This is a genomic window from Pseudonocardia sp. C8, from assembly GCF_014267175.1.
In the GTDB taxonomy this organism is placed as follows: Bacteria; Actinomycetota; Actinomycetes; order Mycobacteriales; family Pseudonocardiaceae; genus Pseudonocardia.
Genome location: NZ_JACMTR010000002.1, coordinates 5,807,759 through 5,824,561, shown reverse-complemented (window position 1 = coordinate 5,824,561; position 16,803 = coordinate 5,807,759). Strand labels below are relative to the sequence as shown.

At 75.1% G+C, this 16,803-nt stretch carries 20 protein-coding genes; 11 read left to right on the top strand and 9 right to left on the bottom strand.

Going from position 1 to position 16,803, the window contains the following annotated elements; all coding sequences use genetic code 11:
• Positions 1-20 precede the first annotated feature (20 nt).
• Positions 21-872, top strand: a complete 852-nt coding sequence (locus tag H7X46_RS27685; protein WP_186362139.1) for a metal ABC transporter ATP-binding protein — start codon at positions 21-23, stop codon at positions 870-872.
• A complete protein-coding gene (locus H7X46_RS27680) occupies positions 872-1,717 on the top strand; it encodes a metal ABC transporter permease (RefSeq protein ID WP_186362138.1) in 846 nt (281 codons plus the stop codon). Before H7X46_RS27685 ends, H7X46_RS27680 begins: the two co-directional genes overlap by 1 nt.
• Positions 1,718-1,757: 40 nt before the next feature.
• On the opposite strand, the gene rlmB is transcribed toward H7X46_RS27680, so the two are convergent.
• The gene (gene rlmB / locus H7X46_RS27675) at positions 1,758-2,729 is read right to left on the bottom strand and encodes a 23S rRNA (guanosine(2251)-2'-O)-methyltransferase RlmB (protein WP_186362137.1); all 972 of its coding nucleotides are present in this window, start codon (positions 2,727-2,729) and stop codon (positions 1,758-1,760) included.
• Positions 2,730-2,734: 5 nt separating this feature from the next.
• A complete protein-coding gene (cysS, locus tag H7X46_RS27670; RefSeq protein WP_186362136.1) occupies positions 2,735-4,126 on the bottom strand; it encodes a cysteine--tRNA ligase in 1,392 nt (463 codons plus the stop codon).
• 93 nt (positions 4,127-4,219) lie between these two features.
• Here cysS and H7X46_RS27665 point away from each other — a divergent pair, with 93 nt between their 5' ends.
• Entirely contained in the window at positions 4,220-4,648 is a 429-nt protein-coding gene (locus tag H7X46_RS27665; RefSeq protein WP_186362135.1) for a glyoxalase/bleomycin resistance/extradiol dioxygenase family protein, read from the top strand.
• Here H7X46_RS27665 and ispF read toward each other — a convergent pair.
• Genes ispF through H7X46_RS27650 form a run of 3 tightly spaced genes read right to left on the bottom strand, consistent with a single transcriptional unit; the run spans position 4,639 to position 6,328 of the window.
• Positions 4,639-5,106, bottom strand: a complete 468-nt coding sequence (gene ispF / locus H7X46_RS27660; protein WP_186362134.1) for a 2-C-methyl-D-erythritol 2,4-cyclodiphosphate synthase — start codon at positions 5,104-5,106, stop codon at positions 4,639-4,641. The two genes, H7X46_RS27665 and ispF, sit on opposite strands and share 10 nt — an antisense overlap.
• Positions 5,103-5,828: a 2-C-methyl-D-erythritol 4-phosphate cytidylyltransferase gene (ispD, locus tag H7X46_RS27655; protein ID WP_186362133.1), complete on the bottom strand. Its 726-nt coding sequence runs from the start codon at positions 5,826-5,828 to the stop codon at positions 5,103-5,105. The genes ispF and ispD overlap by 4 nt, the downstream gene beginning before the upstream one ends.
• Before the next feature lie 8 nt (positions 5,829-5,836).
• Positions 5,837-6,328, bottom strand: a complete 492-nt coding sequence (locus H7X46_RS27650; protein WP_186362132.1) for a CarD family transcriptional regulator — start codon at positions 6,326-6,328, stop codon at positions 5,837-5,839.
• A gap of 358 nt (positions 6,329-6,686) precedes the next feature.
• Between H7X46_RS27650 and H7X46_RS27645 the strand changes: the two genes are divergently transcribed.
• Both H7X46_RS27645 and radA read left to right on the top strand, forming a co-directional pair.
• Positions 6,687-7,421, top strand: coding sequence for a copper chaperone PCu(A)C (locus tag H7X46_RS27645; RefSeq protein ID WP_186362131.1), 735 nt, complete (start codon positions 6,687-6,689; stop codon positions 7,419-7,421).
• Positions 7,418-8,794 carry a DNA repair protein RadA gene (gene radA / locus H7X46_RS27640; protein WP_186362961.1) on the top strand — a complete coding sequence of 459 codons (1,377 nt, stop codon included), beginning with the start codon at positions 7,418-7,420 and terminating at the stop codon, positions 8,792-8,794. The genes H7X46_RS27645 and radA overlap by 4 nt, the downstream gene beginning before the upstream one ends.
• Before the next feature lie 53 nt (positions 8,795-8,847).
• Here radA and H7X46_RS27635 read toward each other — a convergent pair whose 3' ends face one another.
• Positions 8,848-9,642 carry a MucR family transcriptional regulator gene (locus H7X46_RS27635; RefSeq protein ID WP_186362130.1) on the bottom strand — a complete coding sequence of 265 codons (795 nt, stop codon included), beginning with the start codon at positions 9,640-9,642 and terminating at the stop codon, positions 8,848-8,850.
• Between the two features lie 367 nt (positions 9,643-10,009).
• On the opposite strand from H7X46_RS27635, the gene H7X46_RS27630 reads away from it, so the two are divergent.
• Together H7X46_RS27630 and H7X46_RS27625 are read left to right on the top strand one after the other, a co-directional pair.
• Positions 10,010-10,873 carry an A/G-specific adenine glycosylase gene (locus tag H7X46_RS27630; RefSeq protein ID WP_370589011.1) on the top strand — a complete coding sequence of 288 codons (864 nt, stop codon included), beginning with the start codon at positions 10,010-10,012 and terminating at the stop codon, positions 10,871-10,873.
• Positions 10,873-11,367, top strand: coding sequence for a 2'-5' RNA ligase family protein (locus H7X46_RS27625; RefSeq protein WP_186362129.1), 495 nt, complete (start codon positions 10,873-10,875; stop codon positions 11,365-11,367). Before H7X46_RS27630 ends, H7X46_RS27625 begins: the two co-directional genes overlap by 1 nt.
• Positions 11,368-11,422: 55 nt before the next feature.
• Here H7X46_RS27625 and H7X46_RS27620 read toward each other — a convergent pair whose 3' ends face one another.
• The gene (locus H7X46_RS27620) at positions 11,423-12,223 is read right to left on the bottom strand and encodes an alpha/beta fold hydrolase (RefSeq protein ID WP_186362128.1); all 801 of its coding nucleotides are present in this window, start codon (positions 12,221-12,223) and stop codon (positions 11,423-11,425) included.
• 22 nt (positions 12,224-12,245) lie between these two features.
• Between H7X46_RS27620 and H7X46_RS27615 the strand changes: the two genes are divergently transcribed.
• The 4 genes from H7X46_RS27615 to H7X46_RS27600 all read left to right on the top strand — a co-directional run bounded on the left by H7X46_RS27615 (position 12,246) and on the right by H7X46_RS27600 (position 14,528).
• Positions 12,246-12,644, top strand: coding sequence for an MmcQ/YjbR family DNA-binding protein (locus tag H7X46_RS27615; RefSeq protein ID WP_186362127.1), 399 nt, complete (start codon positions 12,246-12,248; stop codon positions 12,642-12,644).
• A 149-nt stretch (positions 12,645-12,793) separates the two neighbouring features.
• On the top strand, positions 12,794-13,273 hold the full coding sequence (locus H7X46_RS27610; protein ID WP_186362126.1) for a universal stress protein: 480 nt from the start codon (positions 12,794-12,796) through the stop codon (positions 13,271-13,273).
• Positions 13,274-13,359: 86 nt separating this feature from the next.
• Positions 13,360-13,677 (top strand): antibiotic biosynthesis monooxygenase, encoded by a 318-nt coding sequence (locus H7X46_RS27605; RefSeq protein WP_186362125.1) that lies wholly within the window; start codon positions 13,360-13,362, stop codon positions 13,675-13,677.
• A gap of 101 nt (positions 13,678-13,778) precedes the next feature.
• Complete coding sequence (locus tag H7X46_RS27600) at positions 13,779-14,528, top strand: Sir2 family NAD-dependent protein deacetylase (protein WP_186362124.1); 750 nt, start codon at positions 13,779-13,781, stop codon at positions 14,526-14,528.
• 152 nt (positions 14,529-14,680) lie between these two features.
• Here H7X46_RS27600 and H7X46_RS27595 read toward each other — a convergent pair whose 3' ends face one another.
• Together H7X46_RS27595 and adh are read right to left on the bottom strand one after the other, a co-directional pair.
• Positions 14,681-15,064, bottom strand: a complete 384-nt coding sequence (locus tag H7X46_RS27595) for a DUF779 domain-containing protein (protein WP_186362123.1) — start codon at positions 15,062-15,064, stop codon at positions 14,681-14,683.
• A complete protein-coding gene (adh, locus tag H7X46_RS27590) occupies positions 15,064-16,587 on the bottom strand; it encodes an aldehyde dehydrogenase (RefSeq protein WP_186362122.1) in 1,524 nt (507 codons plus the stop codon). The genes H7X46_RS27595 and adh overlap by 1 nt, the downstream gene beginning before the upstream one ends.
• Positions 16,588-16,803 lie beyond the last annotated feature (216 nt).

Here is a 16,803-nt window from a genome sequence, read left to right as displayed (position 1 = left end):
CGACGGAGGAGACTGCTCGCATGAGCGATCCCGCCGCCCGCCCCGCCGATGCGCGATCCGCTGGCGCTACTCGCGGCGCGCTCTCGCTGCGCGGGGCGGGCCTGCGATTCGGGGACCGGACCCTGTGGTCCGGTCTCGACCTCGACGTCGCGCCCGGCGAGTTCGTCGCCGTGCTCGGCCCCAACGGCTCGGGCAAGACGACGCTCGTCCGGGTCCTGCTGGGCCTGCTGCCGCTGTCGGAGGGCGAGGTCCGGGTCTCCGGCCACGCGCCGCGGCGGGGCAGCCCGGAGATCGGCTACGTGCCCCAGCAGCAGCCGCTCGACCCCGACCTGCCGCTGCGCGGGCGGGACCTCGTCGGGCTCGGGCTCGACGGTCACCGGTTCGGCCCCGGCATCGGCCGGCGCCGGGAGCGCCGGGCACGGATCGCCCGGGCCCTGGACCAGGTCGGCGGCACCGGCTACGCCGACGCCCCGATCGGCCGGCTGTCCGGCGGTGAGCAGCAGCGGCTGCGAATCGCCCAGGCACTCGTCGGCGACCCGGCCGTGCTGCTGTGCGACGAGCCGCTGCTCTCCCTGGACCTCTCGCACCAGCGCACCGTCACCCGGCTGATCGACGACCGGCGGCGGGCCCGCGACACCGCCGTCATGTTCGTGACCCACGAGATCAACCCGGTTCTGCCGCTGGTGGACCGGGTGCTCTACCTGGTCGACGGCCGGTTCCGGATCGGCCCGACCGAGGAGGTCATGACCTCCGAGGTGCTCTCCGAGCTGTACCGCACCGAGGTCGACGTGCTGCGGGTGCGGGACCGGCTGGTCGTCGTCGGCGCCGAGGACCAGCCGCACCACGAGCCGCTCCCGGTGGGGGGTGCCTGATGGACCGGATCATCTCGTTCGACGGCACCCTCGAGCTGCTGGGCGAGCCGTTCGTGCAGAACGCGCTGATCGCCTGCGCGGTGCTCGGCCTCGTCGCGGGCCTGCTCACCCCGCTGGTCGTCAGCCGGGGCATGGCGTTCGCCGTGCACGGCACCGCGGAACTCGCCTTCACCGGCGGCGCCGCCGCGCTGCTGGTCGGCCTCGAGGTCGGGCTGGGCTCGGTGGCCGGCGCCGTGATCGCAGCGATGATCTTCGGGGTGCTCGGGCTGCGGCAGCGCGAGCGGGACTCGGTGATCGGCGTCGTGATGGCGTTCGGGCTCGGGCTCGGCGTGCTGTTCCTGTCCCTGTACGACGGCCGCTCCTCCAACCGGTTCGGCCTGCTCACCGGCTCGATCGTGGCGGTCGACGGCACCAACCTGTGGGTGCTGGCGACGGTCGCCGTGCTGGTACTGGCGACGCTGCTGGTGGTCTACCGGCCGCTGCTGTTCGCCAGCACCGACCCGGACGTCGCGCTCGCCCGCGGCGTCCCGGTGCGGGCGCTGTCGCTGGTCTTCGCGGTGCTGATCGGGCTGGTCACGGCGCTGGCGGTGCCGATCGTCGGGGCGATCCTGGTGCTGGCGGTGATGATCGTGCCGGGCGCCGCGGCGAACCGGGTCACGGCGAACCCGGTGCGCGCGACGGTGATCGCGATCATCATCGCCGAGATCGCCCTGGTCGGCGGGACCGTGCTGTCGCTCGCTCCGGGGCTCCCGGTGTCGGCGTACGTGGCGGCGCTCGGGTTCGTCGCCTACCTGCTGTGCCGGGGCGTCGCCCGGCTGCGCGGGCGGGCGCCGGTCCGGGCCTGACCCGCCGAGGCCGGACGGTGCCGGCGGTGCCGACCCCGGGTCAGAGCTGCCGGCGCCGCCGGGCCACCTCGGCCAGCACCACCCCGGTCGCCACCGAGGCGTTCAGCGACTCGACCTCGCCCGCGAGGGGGATCGACACGGTCACGTCGCACGTCTCGCGAACCAGCCGGGACAGGCCCTTGCCCTCGGACCCGGTGACGAGCACCAGCGGGCCGCCGGCGAGGTCGAACTCGTCGAGCGAGACGTCGCCGTCCGCGGCCAGCCCGGCCACCATCAGCCCGGCCGAGGCGTACTCGCGCAGCGTCCGGGTGAGGTTGGTGGCCCGGGCCACCGGGACGCGGGCCGCGGTTCCGGCGGAGGTCCGCCAGGCCACCGCCGTCATCCCGGCGGAGCGCCGCTGCGGGACGACGACGCCGTGCCCCCCGAACGCCCCCACCGAGCGGACGACCGCGCCAAGGTTCCGCGGGTCGGTCACCCCGTCCAGCGCGACGGCGAGTGCCGGCCGTCCGGAGTCGGCGGCCGCCTCGAGCAGCTCGTCCGGGTGGGCGTACTCGTAGGGGGGCACCTGCAGCGCCACGCCCTGGTGCAGCGCCCCGCCGGTGATCCGGTCCAGGTCGTTGCGGGGGACCTCCAGGATGGAGATGCCCCGCTCCGCGGCGAGCGCGACGGCCTCGGCGATCCGCTCGTCGGCGGGCATCCCGGTGGCGACGTGCAGCGCCGTCGCCGGGACACCCGCCCGGAGGCACTCGACGACCGGGTTGCGGCCGAGCACGGTCTCGGGGCCCTCCTCGTCGCCGCGCCGGCCGGCGACCGGGCGGCGCCGCTGCTGCTGTTCCTGCTGGGCGCGGCGGGCGGCCGCCTTCTGCTTCGGGTGCCCGGGCCGCATCTCGCCGGGCGGGGTCGGCCCCTTGCCGCGCAGCGCGCGCCGGGACTGGCCGCCGGAGCCGACGACCATCCCCTTCTTCGTGCCCTCCTTGCGGACGGCACCGCGCCGCTTGGAATTTCCTGCCATCGGTCCTACGCGTCCTTCAGGGTCCAGGTGGAGCCGCCGGCGCCGTCCTCGACGGCGATCCCGGCAGCCAGCAGTTCGTCACGGAGCCGGTCCGCGGTGGCGAAGTCGCGCTCGGCGCGCGCCGCCTGGCGGCGCTCCAGCATCGACTCGACCAGGGTGGCGAGTGCCTGCCGGGCGGTGTCGGCGGTGTGGTCGGCCGGTCCGCCTGCGGCCAGCGGGTCCAGGCCGAGCACGCCGGTCGTCGCGCGCACGGCCGACGCCGCCTGCGAGGCGGCCGCGGCGTCACCGGCGTCGAGGGCGGAGTTGCCCTCCCGCACCAGCCGGTGCACGACGCCGAGCGCGGCCGGGGTGCCGAGGTCGTCGTCCATGGCTGCGGTGAACTCCGCCGGCACCGACGGGGACGGCTCGGGCAGCCCGTGCCGCTCCCGGACCCGGTTCACGAACGACTCGACCCGCCGGTACGCGGCGACGGCCTCGTCGAGGGCGGCGTCCGAGTACTCGATCGCCGACCGGTAGTGCGGCCCGACCAGGTAGTAGCGCAGCTCCACCGGCCGGACCCGCTGCAGCAGCGCCTCGATCTGCAGCGTGTTGCCCAGCGACTTGGACATCTTCTCGCCGCCCATGGTCACCCAGGCGTTGTGCAGCCAGAACCGGGCGAACGGGTCCCCGGCCGCGTGGGACTGGGCCCGCTCGTTCTCGTGGTGCGGGAACACCAGGTCCAGCCCGCCGCCGTGGATGTCGAACTCCGGGCCGAGGTAGGCGGTCGCCATCGCCGAGCACTCCAGGTGCCAGCCCGGGCGGCCGTGCCCCCACGGCGTCGGCCAGCTCGGCTCGCCGGGCTTCGCCGCCTTCCACAACGTGAAGTCCAGCGGGTCCTTCTTCGCGCAGGGGTCGCCTTCACCCTGGTGGACGTCGTCGACCTTCTGGCCGGACAGCGACCCGTACTCGGGTAGCGTGCGCACGGCGAAGTAGACGTCCCCGCCGGCGGTGTAGGCGTGCCCGCGCTCGATCAGCCGCTCGATCAGCTCGATCATCTGCGTGATGTGCCCGGTCGCCCGCGGCTCGGCCGACGGCGGCAGGCAGCCCAGCGCGTCGTACGCGGCGGTGAAGGCCCGCTCGTGCGTGGCCGCCCACTCCCACCAGGGCCGGCCGGCGGCCTCGGACTTGCGCAGGATCTTGTCGTCGATGTCGGTGACGTTGCGGACCAGGGTGACGTCGTAGCCGCTGTGCGCGAGCCAGCGGCGCAGGACGTCGTAGTCGAGGCCGGAGCGGACGTGGCCGATGTGCGGCAGGCCCTGCACGGTCGCCCCACAGACGTACATCGACACGGCTCCGGCCCGCAGCGGCGTGAAGGCACGCTGCTCCCTGGTCGCTGAGTCGAGAAGTCTGAGGCTCACATCACCAGGGTACGGAGGCGGTACCGGCGGCCTCGCGCCGGGCGTTCCGATTCGTCCACTACACCGGCGCGGCCCGCGTGACAAGGTTCGGGCATGAGCATTCAGCAGCTGTACCCGCGCCTCGTCGTGGCCGACGCCGACGCGGCGATCGCCTTCTACACCGCGGCGTTCGGCGCCGAGCTCGTCGAGCGCTACACCGACGGTTCCGGCAACGTCGTGCACGCCCTGCTCCGCGCCGGGAGCGCGGTCTGGGCGGTCAAGGACGGCGACGCCGTCGACCCGCCGCCGGGCGGACCCGGCGGCAGCGTGATCATGGCCATCTACGTCGACGACCCGGACGCGACGGCCGCGGCGATGCTGGACGGCGGCGGCAGCGTGATCTTCGAGGTCGCCGACCATCCTTACGGCGAGCGCGGCGGCCGGCTCGCGGACCCGTTCGGGCACAGCTGGATGATCGCTTCCCGCTCCGCGGACCTCACGCCCGAGGAGATCCAGCGGCGGACGGCCGACGCCTATCCGTGAGCCAGCAGCAGTGCCGTCGCCACGGCGGCGCGGCCCTCGCCGCGGCCGGTGAGGCCGAGGCCGTCGGTGGTGGTCCCGGAGACCGAGACCGGCCCGCCGACGATCTCCGACAGCACCTTCTCGGCCTCGCCGCGGCGGCGACCGATCTTCGGGTCGTTGCCGATCACCTGGACGGCGGCGTTCCCGACGGTCCAGCCGTCCCGTTCGAGCAGCCGGCGGACCTCGGCGAGCAGGGTCGCGCCGGATGCACCGGACCACTCCGGGCGCCCGGTGCCGAACACCGCGCCCAGGTCGCCGAGCCCGGCGGCGGACAGCAGCGCGTCGCACAGCGCGTGCGCGGCGACGTCGCCGTCGGAGTGGCCGGCGCAGCCGTCGGCGCCGTCCCAGAGCAGGCCGGCGACCCAGCAGTCGCGGCCGGGTTCGACGGGGTGGACGTCGGTGCCGATCCCGACCCTCATCCGGCCCTCACCCCGTCCCTGTCCGCGCACCCGGCCGCGGCACCGGCGAGCAGCAGCCCGGCGATCCGCAGGTCCCACGCCGTCGTCACCTTGAACGCCAGCGGATCTCCCGGCACGGTCGCGACCGGGTCGCCGAGCGCCTCGACCAGCCCCGCATCGTCGGTCCGCGGGTCGGGCTCGCCCGCGTAGGCCCGCCGCAGGTCGGGTGCCCGGAACCCCTGCGGCGTCTGGACCGCGCGCAGCGCGGAGCGGTCCACGGTGGACACCACGACGCCCGCCGGGTCCACCTGTTTGATCGTGTCCGCGACCGGGAGCACCGGAACCACCGCGGGCGCGCCGGCGCGCACGGCGGCGACCACCCGGGACACGACACCGGCCGGCGTGAGCGGGCGCGCGGCGTCGTGCACCAGCACGATCTCGACGTCCGGCCCGATGGCGGCCAGCCCGGCCGCGACCGACGCGGTGCGGTCCGCACCACCGGCGACCACGGTCACCGGCCGCGCCGGCAGCAGCGCCGCGGCGCCGTCGACCTCGTCGACCGGCACGACGACGACCACGTGGTCGACCACGCCCGATGCCAGCAGCCCGTCGACGGCCCGGACCAGCATCGGCACGCCGGCCAGCTCGACGAACGCCTTGGGCACGCCGGCCCCCAGGCGCACCCCGGACCCGGCCGCGGGCAGCACGGCGACCACGGCCGCCCCGGAGGACGGTCCGCTCACCGACGCCCTCAGGCGACCGCGGTGGCGAGCACCTCGTCGAGCAGGACCTCGGCCCGTTCCTCGTCGGTGCCCTCGGCCAGGGCGAGCTCGCTGACCAGGATCTGCCGCGCCTTGGCGAGCATCCGCTTCTCGCCTGCGGACAGGCCACGGTCCTTCTCGCGGCGCCACAGGTCGCGGACGACCTCGGCCACCTTGTTCACGTCACCGGAGGTCAACTTCTCCCAGTTGGCCTTGTACCGGCGGGACCAGTTGGTCGGCTCCTCGGTGTGCGGCGCGCGCAACACCTCGAAGACCCGATCCAGGCCCTCCTGCCCCACGACGTCCCGGACGCCGACGACCTCGACATTGTCAGCGGGAATGCGGACCGTCAGATCACCCTGCTGGACCTTCAGGACGAGGTACTGGACTTCCTCGCCCTTGATCGTCCGAGTCTCGATCGCCTCGATGAGAGCGGCACCGTGGTGCGGGTAGACGACGGTCTCTCCGACCTTGAAAACCATGTGTCCTCTGGCCCCTTTCGCTGGGTCCAGATTAACACGTCGTCCGCGCGGGCCGGAGACCGGCTTTCGCCGTCGTCGCAGGTCAGGGGGTTGACAACGCCGGCAAAACGTGTTCCCCGCAGGTGTGTCGGCGCGTGGACACGTGCCCGTCGCCGCGCCGTCACGTCCCGGACGCCCGGTCGGGACGCCCGACCGCGCACCCACCGGCGGCACGAGACTAGGCTCTGGGTCGGATCGCGCGATCCCCGACGCCCGGACGGTACCGACCGGACCGGCGCGCCGCGGGACCACGCGCCGTCCGCCAGAGCCGTACGCGCGCCGGGAGCCGTTCCCGGCCGGCAGGAAGGACACGCCGACCGTGAGCCGCAACCGCCGCCCCCTCCGGACCCTGGCCGGGGTCGCCGGAGCCGTCGCCCTGTCCGGTCTGCTGCTGAGCGGATGCGGGACCGGGCAGCTCTCGCAGACCGCCGGCCAGGTCGCCGCCACGAACGGCCTCAACGGCTCGGTCGGCGCCGTCGACCTGCGCGACGTGCAGATCGCCTACCCCGCGGCCCCGGCCAGCCCGGCCGCGCTGTACGCCCGCGGCAGCTCCGCGCCGATCCGGGCCACGCTGGTCAACAGCGGTGCGACCGCGGACCGCCTGGTCTCGGTCAGCACCCCGGCCGCGACGAGCGTCCGGATCCAGGGCGACACCGCCATGCCGCAGGACGTCGCGCTGGTGTCGAAGGGCAACACGCCGATCACCGCGACCGGGACCCGCGAGATCCAGCTCGTCGCCGAGGGGCTGACCCAGCCGGTCGCGGCGGGCAGGACCGTCCCGATGACGTTCGTGTTCGAGCGGGCCGGGTCGGTGACCGTGGACGTGCCGACCGCGATCCCGGCCGAGGGCCGTCCCGGCGCGGAGCCGGAGCGGGTCGCCGCCGAGGGCGGCGGGCACGGCGGCGGCCACGGCAGCGGTGAGACCGGCGTCGGCGGGCACGGCGGCGGCGAGTCGCACAGCACCCCGGCGCCCGGGCAGGAGCACGGCCAGCCGCCGCACGGCGGTGCGCCGGCCCCGGGCAACGAGGGCACCGGCTCGGGCGGCGGCCACTGACACCCCGGAGCCGGGCCGCCCGCTCGGGCGGCTACCGCTGCACCGAGTGCGACCAGCGCACCGCCCAGTGGGTCGGGCGCTGCCCCGGCTGCCAGGCGTGGGGCTCCCTGGAGCAGGTCGAGGCCCCGCGCGCGGCGGGCCCCCGGACCGTCGTCGCGGGTGCCCCGAGCACGCCGGCGCAGCGGATCGCCGAGGTCGAGCTGGACTCGGCGCGGGCCCGCCCGACCGGGGTCGAGGAGCTCGACCGGGTGCTGGGCGGCGGGCTCGTCCCGGGCGCCGTGGTGCTGCTCGCCGGGGAGCCCGGCGTCGGGAAGTCCACGCTGCTGCTGGAGGTCGCGGCGCGCGTGGCGGCCCGCTCCCGGGTGCTGTACGTGTCCGGCGAGGAGTCCGCGGGCCAGGTGCGGCTGCGGGCCGAGCGCACCGGCGGCGTGCACGACGAGCTGTACCTCGCCGCCGAGTCCGGCCTGGAGTCGGTGCTCGGCCACGTCGAGGCGCTGCAGCCGTCGCTGCTGGTCGTCGACTCGATCCAGACCATGTCGACGGCCACGGTGGACGGCAGCCCGGGCGGGGTCACCCAGACCAGGGCGGTCACCGTCGGGCTGACCGCGCTCGCCAAGGAACGCGGCCTGGCCGTGCTGCTCGTCGGCCACGTGACCAAGGACGGCGGGATCGCCGGCCCCCGGGTGCTGGAGCACCTGGTCGACGTGGTGCTGCACTTCGAGGGTGACAAGCACTCGGCGCTGCGGATGGTCCGCGGGGTGAAGAACCGGTTCGGCCCGGCCGACGAGGTCGGCTGCTTCGAGCTGCGGGACTCCGGCATCGTCGGGCTGCCCGACCCGTCAGGCCTGTTCGTCGGGCGGTTCGGGCAGGGCGCCGACGGCGTGCAGCCCGGCACCGCCGTCACCGTCGTGATGGACGGCAGGCGACCGCTGCTCGCCGAGGTGCAGGCCCTGGTGGCCGGGGCGAACATCCCGAGCCCGCGGCGCGCGGTGACCGGGCTGGACGCGTCCCGGGTGCCGATGCTGCTGGCCGTCGTCGAGCGCCGCGGCGGGCTCAAGCTGCACGACGCCGAGGTCTACACGGCCACCGTCGGCGGCATGAAGATCACCGAGCCGGCCGCGGACCTGGCGGTCGCGCTCGCCGTCGTCTCGGCCAGGCGTGACGTCCAGCTGCCGGCCGACCTGGTCGTGCTCGGCGAGCTGGGCCTGGCCGGGGAGCTGCGCCGAGTGCACGGCGTCGAGCGGCGGCTGGCCGAGGCGGCCCGGCTGGGGTTCACCAAGGCGATCGTCCCGGCGGGCGCCGAGGTCGGCTCGACCGGGATGCGGATCACCGAGGCGTCGTCGCTGCGGGAGATCATGGCAAGGGTGCGCTGACGCGCCCGTGAGTGGTTACGAGGGCCAGGGCCCGCGTAACCACTCACGAGGCGTCAGCCCATCAGCAGCGGGACCGGCTCGCTGACGACAGCGCCGAGCCGGGCCAGCACCCGGTAGCCGCCGGCCGCCACCCGTTCCCGCTCGGCCCCGCAGCCGGGCTCGGACGCCAGCCCGCTCCAGGTCACCGCGAACGCGACCGGCTGCCCCGGGACCAGCGTCCGCAGGTCGTCGGTGGCCGGGTTGGCGCAGTCGTTCGACGACCACAGCTTCCGCGCCCCGTCGCCGCTCCAGACCGCGATCTCCTGCTCGGTGCCGTCCAGGTCGCGCACGCACGGCTGCCCGGAGGTGTTGGTGACGACCAGCCGCAGCTCCGGCCGGGCCCCGGGCGGGTAGGCGGGCTGCCCGGCCTCGGCCCGCACCTCGATCATCCCGTCCGAGCACGGGACCGGTCCGGTCGGCGGCGACGGCGCGCCCTCGGGCACCGGGACCGACGGCCGCGGCGTGTCGTCGGGGCGGACCGTCTCGTCCCCCGGGCCCGCGTTCGGGGCCGCGGGCCCGGGGGACGCACCCGTCGTCCCGGGGGGAGCTCCGGGACCGGCGGGGGTGGGGAGCGGCGCGTGCGCGGGGCCCGGGGCGGGGGGTGCCGGGGCCGCGGGCGGGGGAGCCGCCGCTCGGATGTCCGGTGTGGACTGCGCTGCGGGGTCGGTCGGCACGTCGGAGTCCCCGGGGGCCAGCAGCCACGCCGCCAGCCACGGCCCCGCGGCGAGCGCGAGGAGGGCGAGGCCGACCGCGACTGCGCGCCGACGCCAGTAGACCGACGCCGGCAGCGGTCCCACCGGGTCCAACATGTCACTCACCGTAGAACTGCGATCACCTGGTGTCGTCGTCGCCGCGCCGTGTCCGGGCGGTCCGGAGCAGGTCGACCCGTGTGAGGGAGGGTCGCGCTCCCGGGCGGGTGAGCCCGTCCCGCGGACGCGTGACGGTCGCGGACCGGCGGTGCGGATTCCACCGGACGGGGCAGTCCTGCGGCGTCCCCGCCGGGTGGTCCGGTCGACGCCCGGTGATCCCGCCGCCCGTCCGGGCCGGTGGATCTCCCTCCGACGCGGCCCCGCCGATGCGCGCGCCCGGACCGCCGGCGCGGTAGTGCGCCGCCGTCGCGGGGGCGCATCCCGGCCCGGCGGCCGCACCCGCGGGCGCCCGGGCGACACTGGGCGGGTGCTGGCCGAGCTGATCTCCCCGTGGTTCCGGGCGCATGCCCGCGATCTGCCGTGGCGCCGCCCGGGCACCACGCCGTGGGGCGTGCTGGTGAGCGAGTTCATGCTCCAGCAGACACCGGTCAGCCGGGTCGAACCCGTCTGGCCGGCCTGGATGGAGCGCTGGCCGGTCCCGTCCGCGCTGGCCGCCGCGCCGCGCGCGGACGTCCTGCGGGCCTGGGGCAAGCTCGGCTACCCGCGCCGCGCGATCCGGCTGCACGAGGCCGCCGCGGCCATCGCCGAGCGGCACGGCGACGTCGTGCCCGCCGACGTCGACGCGCTCGAGGCCCTGCCCGGCATCGGCTCCTACACCGCGCGGGCGGTGGCCGCGTTCGGGTACGGCCGGCGCGCCCCGGTCGTCGACACCAACGTGCGCCGTGTCGTGGCCCGTGCCGTGCACGGGCGGGGCGACGCCGGGCCCGCGCGGACGAAGGCCGACCTCGCCGACGTCGACGCCCTGCTCCCGCCCGACGACGCCGGCGCGGCCACCGTGTCCGCCGGGCTGATGGAGCTGGGCGCGGTCGTGTGCACCGCCCGGACCCCGCGCTGCCCGCGGTGCCCGGTGGCGCACGCCTGCGCCTGGGTGGCCGCCGGACGGCCCGCCTACGACGGCCCGCGGCGGCCCGTGCAGGGGTTCGCCGGGACCGACCGGCAGGTGCGCGGCAAGCTGCTGGACGTGCTCCGCAGCGCTCCCGGCCCGGTCGAGCGGGCCGCCCTCGACGCCGTCTGGTCCGACGCGGGCCAGCGCGACCGCTGCCTGGACTCGCTGCTCGTCGACGGCCTCGCCGAGCAGACCGACGACGGCCGTTTCGCCCTCCCGGCTTGATGCCCAGCACCGTCCGGTTCCGGCTCGACCCGCAGGCCGTGGCCGGCCTGGGTGCGCTGCGGTCCCGGCTCCGTGCCGCCGGCCTGCCCACCGCCACCGGCACCCCGGACGTCGTCGCGGCGGCCGCGGGCACGATCGGGCGCCCGGCCCGGGACGCGCTCGCCGCCGAGCTCCGGACGGTCGCGCTGCCGGCGTTGTGGCTGGCCACGCTCGGCTCCGTCACCGGGGACGACGACGCGCTGGTGCTCGCCGCCGTCACCGACCCGGAGGTGCTCGCGGTGCACACCGCGGTGCACGACGCGCTGGCCGGCCGGGCCCGCGGGGCGCACGCGGCGCACCTGCCCGGGTCCTGGCTGCCGCACGTGGTGCTGGCGACCGGGCGTCCGGCGGAGGCGTTCGCGCTGCTGCACCCGGCCGAGCCGGTGCGGGCGCGGATCGTGGCCGTCGAGCTGCACGACACGCGCAGCGGGGAGACCGAGGTGCTCGCCTCCTGAGCGCAACGGTCAGGGGTGGCGCCGGCCCGGGTGACGAGGGAACTCCCGGGCGGGGTCAGGCCGTCCGGGCCAGGTGGGCGGTGACCTCCGCCGCCCACGTGACCGGGTCGGCGTCGTGCACCAGGTGGCCGGTGCCGGGCAGCCGCACGTGCCGGGCCCCCGGGACGCGGGCGGCCAGCAGCTCCAGCTGCCCGGGCGGGACGGCCGACTCGCCCGCCTCGATCACCAGCAGCGGCACCCGCGCCCGCGACACCTCGTCGAGCAGCGGCGCCCGCGTCCAGTGGCGGGCGATCTCGAGCGCGTCGCCGACGTCGCAGGCCAGCCACCAGCCGTCGTCCCGCCGGACCGCGCAGCGTCCCATGTGGATGCCCACCTCCGGGCGCGGGTGGCCGGTCACCCGCTCCAGGGCGGCGCGCGACGGGTGCGGCCCGGCGACCACGCCGAACCAGGACCGCATGTCGTCGAGCAGGCCGGGCGGGGAGCCGGTGAGGTCCAGCGGCGAGTCCTCCACGACCACCGCGGTCACCAGTTCCGGCCGCGCGACCGCGGCCAGCAGCGCCGAGATCCCACCCATCGAATGGCCGACCAGCGCGGCCGGGCCGGTGCGTTCCAGCAGCTCGACGACGTCGGCCGCGAGCCGGCGCGGTGACCAGGCCTCCGGCTCCGCGGGGACGGGGCGCCCGGAGCGGCCGTGCCCGCGGGCGTCCGGGGCCAGTACCCGGCCGGTGGGCGTGAGGTCGGTGGCCCGCGGCCGCCAGCTCGCCGCGCAGCTCATCAGGCCGTGCAGCAGGACGATCGGCCGGCCGGACCCGCCGAGCCCGGTGACGGCCAGGTCCACTCCGTCCGACGCCCGCACGGCCCGACCCTAGGCTGCCCGTATGGCAGGCGAGGACGACGTCCGCCGGATCGCCCTCGGGCTGGACGGTGTCGAGGAGATCCCCAGTGACGGGTTCGACTTCCGGGTGCGGGGCAAGGGGTTCGTCTGGTCGTACCCGGAGCGGGTGCCCGGGCGGCGCCGGGTGATCCGGACCGACGTCGCCGTGCTCTACGTGGGCGACGAGGCCGAGAAGCAGGCCCTGCTGCTCGGCGAGCCCGAGCTGTTCTTCACCGCGCCCGGTTACGAGCCGTGGCCGCTGGTGCTGGTGCGGCTGGACCAGGTGGACGGCGGCCGGCTGGCCGAGCTGATCGGGGACGCCTGGCGCATGCGGGTCGACGAGGCGGCACCGGACGAGGCGCCGCGCCCCCGCACGGCCCGCAGGCGCGGGCCCGGGCGCTGAGCGGCGGCCGGGAAGGGTTGACATCGGCGGGGCCGCGGGCAAGCTCTTTCCCAAGGTCTACGAGTGTCGCCAGGTTTTCGGGACGCCAGGACTCACGTTCGGTCGGTGGCAACGGCTTCGCTCACGACCTCGTGAGGAGGCATGCAGCCATGGAAGATCGATGCATCGTCGTCGGCGTCGACGGCTCGGAAGGGAGCCGGCTGGCGTTGCGCTGGGCGCTCCGCGAAGCCCGGTACCGGGGCGACGCGATCAAGGCGGTCGCCGCCTGGCACTGGGAGGAGTTCGACGAAGGACTGCTCGACCCCACCGGACGGCGGGCGGCGGAGGACGACGCCCGGCGGACACTGGACAGGGAGATCGACCTCGCCCTCGCCGAGTGGCCGGACGAACCACCGCCGCTCCGGCGGGAAATCGCCGAGGGTTCGCCGGCGGACGTCCTGGTCCGTGCGGCCGAGGGCACCGAGATGCTGGTGCTCGGCAGTCACGGGCACGGCAGGTTCCGGCACGCCACCCTCGGTTCGGTGGGTGAGAAGTGCGTGCGGTCCGCGACCTGCCCGGTCGTCATCCTGCCGCTGCCCCACCGGCAGCGCGGGCGGGCCCGCCACAGCAGCGCCGAGGCGGTCGGCTGACAAAGCGCGGCGGCGGGGCGGCCCGTCGGCGCCGGTGCGCGCGCCCGATCGGCACCGGTCACGCCCGGCCGGGCTACCGTGGACCCATGGCCGTTGTGAAGATCAATGCGATCGAGGTGCCGGAGAACGCGGGCCCGGAGCTGGAGAAGCGGTTCGCGCACCGCCTGCACGCCGTCGACGGGCAGCCGGGATTCATCTCGTTCGAGCTGCTGCGCCCGGTCGCCGGCGACGACCGGTACTTCGTCGTGACGCACTGGGAGACCGAGGAGGCGTTCCAGGCCTGGCGCGACGGACCGGCCGCGGAGGCGCACGCCGGCCAGCGCTCGCCGAAGCCGGTGTCCACGGGCGCCTCGCTGCTCGAGTTCGAGGTCGTGGACCTCGAGAAGATCGCCGCGGAGTCCTGATCGACCCCGCCGGGGTCGCCGCCGCCTACCCCGAGGAGATCGCGGCGGCGGCGGACGTCGTCCGCTCCGCGGAGGCACTGCTGGTCACCGCCGGGGCCGGGATGGGCGTCGACTCGGGGCTGCCGGACTTCCGCGGCGGCGAGGGGTTCTGGCGGGCCTATCCGCCGTACGCGCGGCTCGGCCTGCGCTTCGAGGAGCTCGCCGACCCCGAGCACTTCGCCGACGACCCGCAGCTGGCGTGGGGCTTCTACGGGCACCGGCTGCACCTGTACCGGCGGACCGTGCCGCACTCCGGGTTCGCGGTCCTGCGGCGCTGGTCCGAGCGGGTCCCGACGAGCGTCTTCACCTCCAACGTGGACGGCCACTTCCAGCGGGCCGGGTTCCCCGCCTGCGACGTCGCCGAGGTGCACGGCTCCATCCACCACCTGCAGTGCCTGCGGCTGTGCGGGTACGGCGTGTGGCCGGCCGACGGCGTCGACGTGGTGATCGACGAGGACACGATGCGGGCGGTCGGCGAGCTGCCGCGCTGTCCCGGCTGTGGCGGGCTCGCCCGGCCGGCGATCCTCATGTTCGGCGACTTCGGCTGGGACGACTCGCACGCCGCACCCGCGCTCGCCCGGCACGCGGACTGGCTGAAGGCGCACCGGTCCGGGGTGGCCGTCGTCGAGATCGGGGCCGGGACGGCGCTGCCGACCGTGCGCCGCCGTTCCGAGCTGGCCTCCGCCGCGACCGGGGCGCTGGTGCGGATCAACGTGCGGGAGCCCGAGGTGCGGCACGGGCGCGGCATCGGCATCCCCGCGCCCGCCGCGGCGACCCTCGCCGCGCTGGACGTGGCGCTCACGACGCGCTGACCTGCTCCCTGACCGCGCCCACCCGGCTGCCACACCTGCCCCAACCGCCCCACCCGCCCCAGCCCCGACGCACTCATGGAGCAAAAGCACGGTGCCACGGGGCTTTTGGTCCATGAGTGGGTTCGGGTCGGGCGGGCGGGCGGCGGGTGGGGTCAGGTGCTCTCGAGGGCCTGCCACTCCTCGTCGGTGAAGAGGCGGGAGCGGATCAGGAAGCGGACGCCCTCCGGTGCCTCGACCGAGAACCCGCTGCCGCGGCCCTTCACCACGTCGACGGTCAGGTGGGTGTGCTTCCAGTACTCGTACTGCGACGCCGACATCCAGAAACCGATCGGCTTCTCCAGCCCCTCCACCCGGAGATCACCCAGGTGGACGTCCGAACCACCGGTCCTGAAGTCGCCGTCCGGGTAGCACATGGGCGCGCTGCCGTCGCAGCACCCGCCGGACTGGTGGAACATCAGCGGACCGTGCAGGCCGGTGAGCCTGACCAGCAGTTCGGCCGCGGCCGGCGTCAGCGCCACCCGCTCCGGCCGGTCCATCAGAAGAAGCCCAGTGCGTTCGGCGAGTAGCTCTGCAGGACGTTCTTGGTCTGCTGGTAGTGGTCGAGCATCATCTTGTGGTTCTCGCGGCCGATGCCGGACTGCTTGTAGCCGCCGAACGCCGCGTGCGCGGGGTAGGCGTGGTAGTTGTTCACCCACACCCGGCCGGCCTGGATCTCGCGGCCCGCGCGGTAGGCGGTGTTGGCGTCGCGGCTCCACACACCGGCCCCGAGGCCGTACAACGTGTCGTTCGCGATCTTCATGGCGTCGTCGTAGTCGGAGAACCGGGCCACCGACACGACCGGGCCGAAGATCTCCTCCTGGAAGATCCGCATCGAGTTGGTGCCCTCGAAGACGGTCGGCTTGATGTAGTACCCGCCGGACAGCTCGCCGCCCAGGTCCGCCTTCTCCCCGCCGGTGAGGACCTTGGCGCCCTCCTGCCGGCCGATGTCGATGTAGGACAGGATCTTCTCGAACTGGTCGTTCGAGGCCTGCGCCCCGATCATCGTGTCGGTGTCGAGCGGGTTGCCCTGCTTGACCTGCTCGACCCGCTTGACGGCCTGCTCGAGGAAGTCCTGGTAGATGCCGCCCTGGATGAGCGCCCGCGACGGGCAGGTGCAGACCTCGCCCTGGTTGAGGGCGAACATCGCGAAGCCCTCGAGGGCCTTGTCGTAGAAGGCGTCCTGCTGGGCGGCGACGTCGTCGAAGAAGATGTTCGGGCTCTTCCCGCCCAGCTCCAGCGTGACCGGGATCAGGTTCTCCGACGCGTACTGCATGATCAGCCGGCCGGTGGTCGTCTCACCGGTGAACGCGATCTTCGAGATGCGCTTGTTGGACGCCAGCGGCTTGCCGGCCTCCACGCCGAAGCCGTTCACGACGTTCACCACGCCCGGCGGGAGCAGGTCGGCGACCAGGTCCAGCAGCACGTGGATCGAGGCCGGGGTCTGCTCGGCCGGCTTGAGGACGACGGCGTTGCCCGCGGCCAGCGCCGGTGCCAGCTTCCAGATCGCCATCAGGATCGGGAAGTTCCACGGGATGATCTGGCCGACGACGCCCAGCGGTTCGTGGAAGTGGTAGGCGACGGTGTCGTCGTCGATCTGGGAGAGGCCGCCCTCCTGCGCGCGGATCGCACCGGCGAAGTAGCGCAGGTGGTCGATCGCGAGCGGGATGTCGGCCGCGAGGGTCTCGCGGCAGGCCTTGCCGTTCTCCCAGGACTCGGCGACGGCGACGGCCTCGAGGTTCGCCTCGATGCGGTCGGCCATCTTGTTCAGGATGTTGGCCCGCTCGGTCGTCGAGGTCCGGCCCCACGCGGGAGCGGCCGCGTGGGCGGCGTCGAGCGCCTTCTCGACGTCGTCGGCGGTGCCGCGGGCGATCTCGGTGAAGGTCTGGCCGGTGATCGGTGTCGGGTTCTCGAAGTACTGGCCCGTGGCCGGTGCGACGTACTCACCGCCGATGAAGTGGTCGTAGCGGGGCTTGAACGAGACGACGCTGTCCGGCTGGCCCGGGGCCGCGTAGATGGCCATCGTGGGGTGTCCTTCCCGTGGGTGCTTCGTGGAACCGTGCGTGACGCCGGACACTAGGAAGGCGAGGGTTGCGCGAAAGTTGCACGCAGATGCGGAACCTGACCGTGTGGACAGTCCCGATCGCGGATCCGGTTCAGGCAAGGCTGTGCTACATCGCTGGCTGAGGGCCGGGGCTGCGGGCGGGGACGGTGCCCGACCAACCGGCGCCCGCCGACG

What these genes read in the sequence shown, in the direction of transcription:
- ispF (WP_186362134.1), bottom strand. Translation starts at nt 5,106, where the DNA reads ATGAGGGTCGGGATCGGCACCGACGTCCACCCCGTCGAACCCGGCCGC.
- H7X46_RS27685 (WP_186362139.1), top strand. Translation starts at nt 21, where the DNA reads ATGAGCGATCCCGCCGCCCGCCCCGCCGATGCGCGATCCGCTGGCGCT.
- rlmB (WP_186362137.1), bottom strand. Translation starts at nt 2,729, where the DNA reads ATGGCAGGAAATTCCAAGCGGCGCGGTGCCGTCCGCAAGGAGGGCACG.
- H7X46_RS27605 (WP_186362125.1), top strand. Translation starts at nt 13,360, where the DNA reads ATGGCCGTTGTGAAGATCAATGCGATCGAGGTGCCGGAGAACGCGGGC.
- H7X46_RS27600 (WP_186362124.1), top strand. Translation starts at nt 13,779, where the DNA reads ATGGGCGTCGACTCGGGGCTGCCGGACTTCCGCGGCGGCGAGGGGTTC.
- H7X46_RS27665 (WP_186362135.1), top strand. Translation starts at nt 4,220, where the DNA reads ATGAGCATTCAGCAGCTGTACCCGCGCCTCGTCGTGGCCGACGCCGAC.
- adh (WP_186362122.1), bottom strand. Translation starts at nt 16,587, where the DNA reads ATGGCCATCTACGCGGCCCCGGGCCAGCCGGACAGCGTCGTCTCGTTC.
- H7X46_RS27635 (WP_186362130.1), bottom strand. Translation starts at nt 9,642, where the DNA reads ATGTTGGACCCGGTGGGACCGCTGCCGGCGTCGGTCTACTGGCGTCGG.
- H7X46_RS27650 (WP_186362132.1), bottom strand. Translation starts at nt 6,328, where the DNA reads ATGGTTTTCAAGGTCGGAGAGACCGTCGTCTACCCGCACCACGGTGCC.
- H7X46_RS27595 (WP_186362123.1), bottom strand. Translation starts at nt 15,064, where the DNA reads ATGGACCGGCCGGAGCGGGTGGCGCTGACGCCGGCCGCGGCCGAACTG.
- H7X46_RS27625 (WP_186362129.1), top strand. Translation starts at nt 10,873, where the DNA reads ATGCCCAGCACCGTCCGGTTCCGGCTCGACCCGCAGGCCGTGGCCGGC.
- H7X46_RS27680 (WP_186362138.1), top strand. Translation starts at nt 872, where the DNA reads ATGGACCGGATCATCTCGTTCGACGGCACCCTCGAGCTGCTGGGCGAG.
- H7X46_RS27615 (WP_186362127.1), top strand. Translation starts at nt 12,246, where the DNA reads ATGGCAGGCGAGGACGACGTCCGCCGGATCGCCCTCGGGCTGGACGGT.
- H7X46_RS27610 (WP_186362126.1), top strand. Translation starts at nt 12,794, where the DNA reads ATGGAAGATCGATGCATCGTCGTCGGCGTCGACGGCTCGGAAGGGAGC.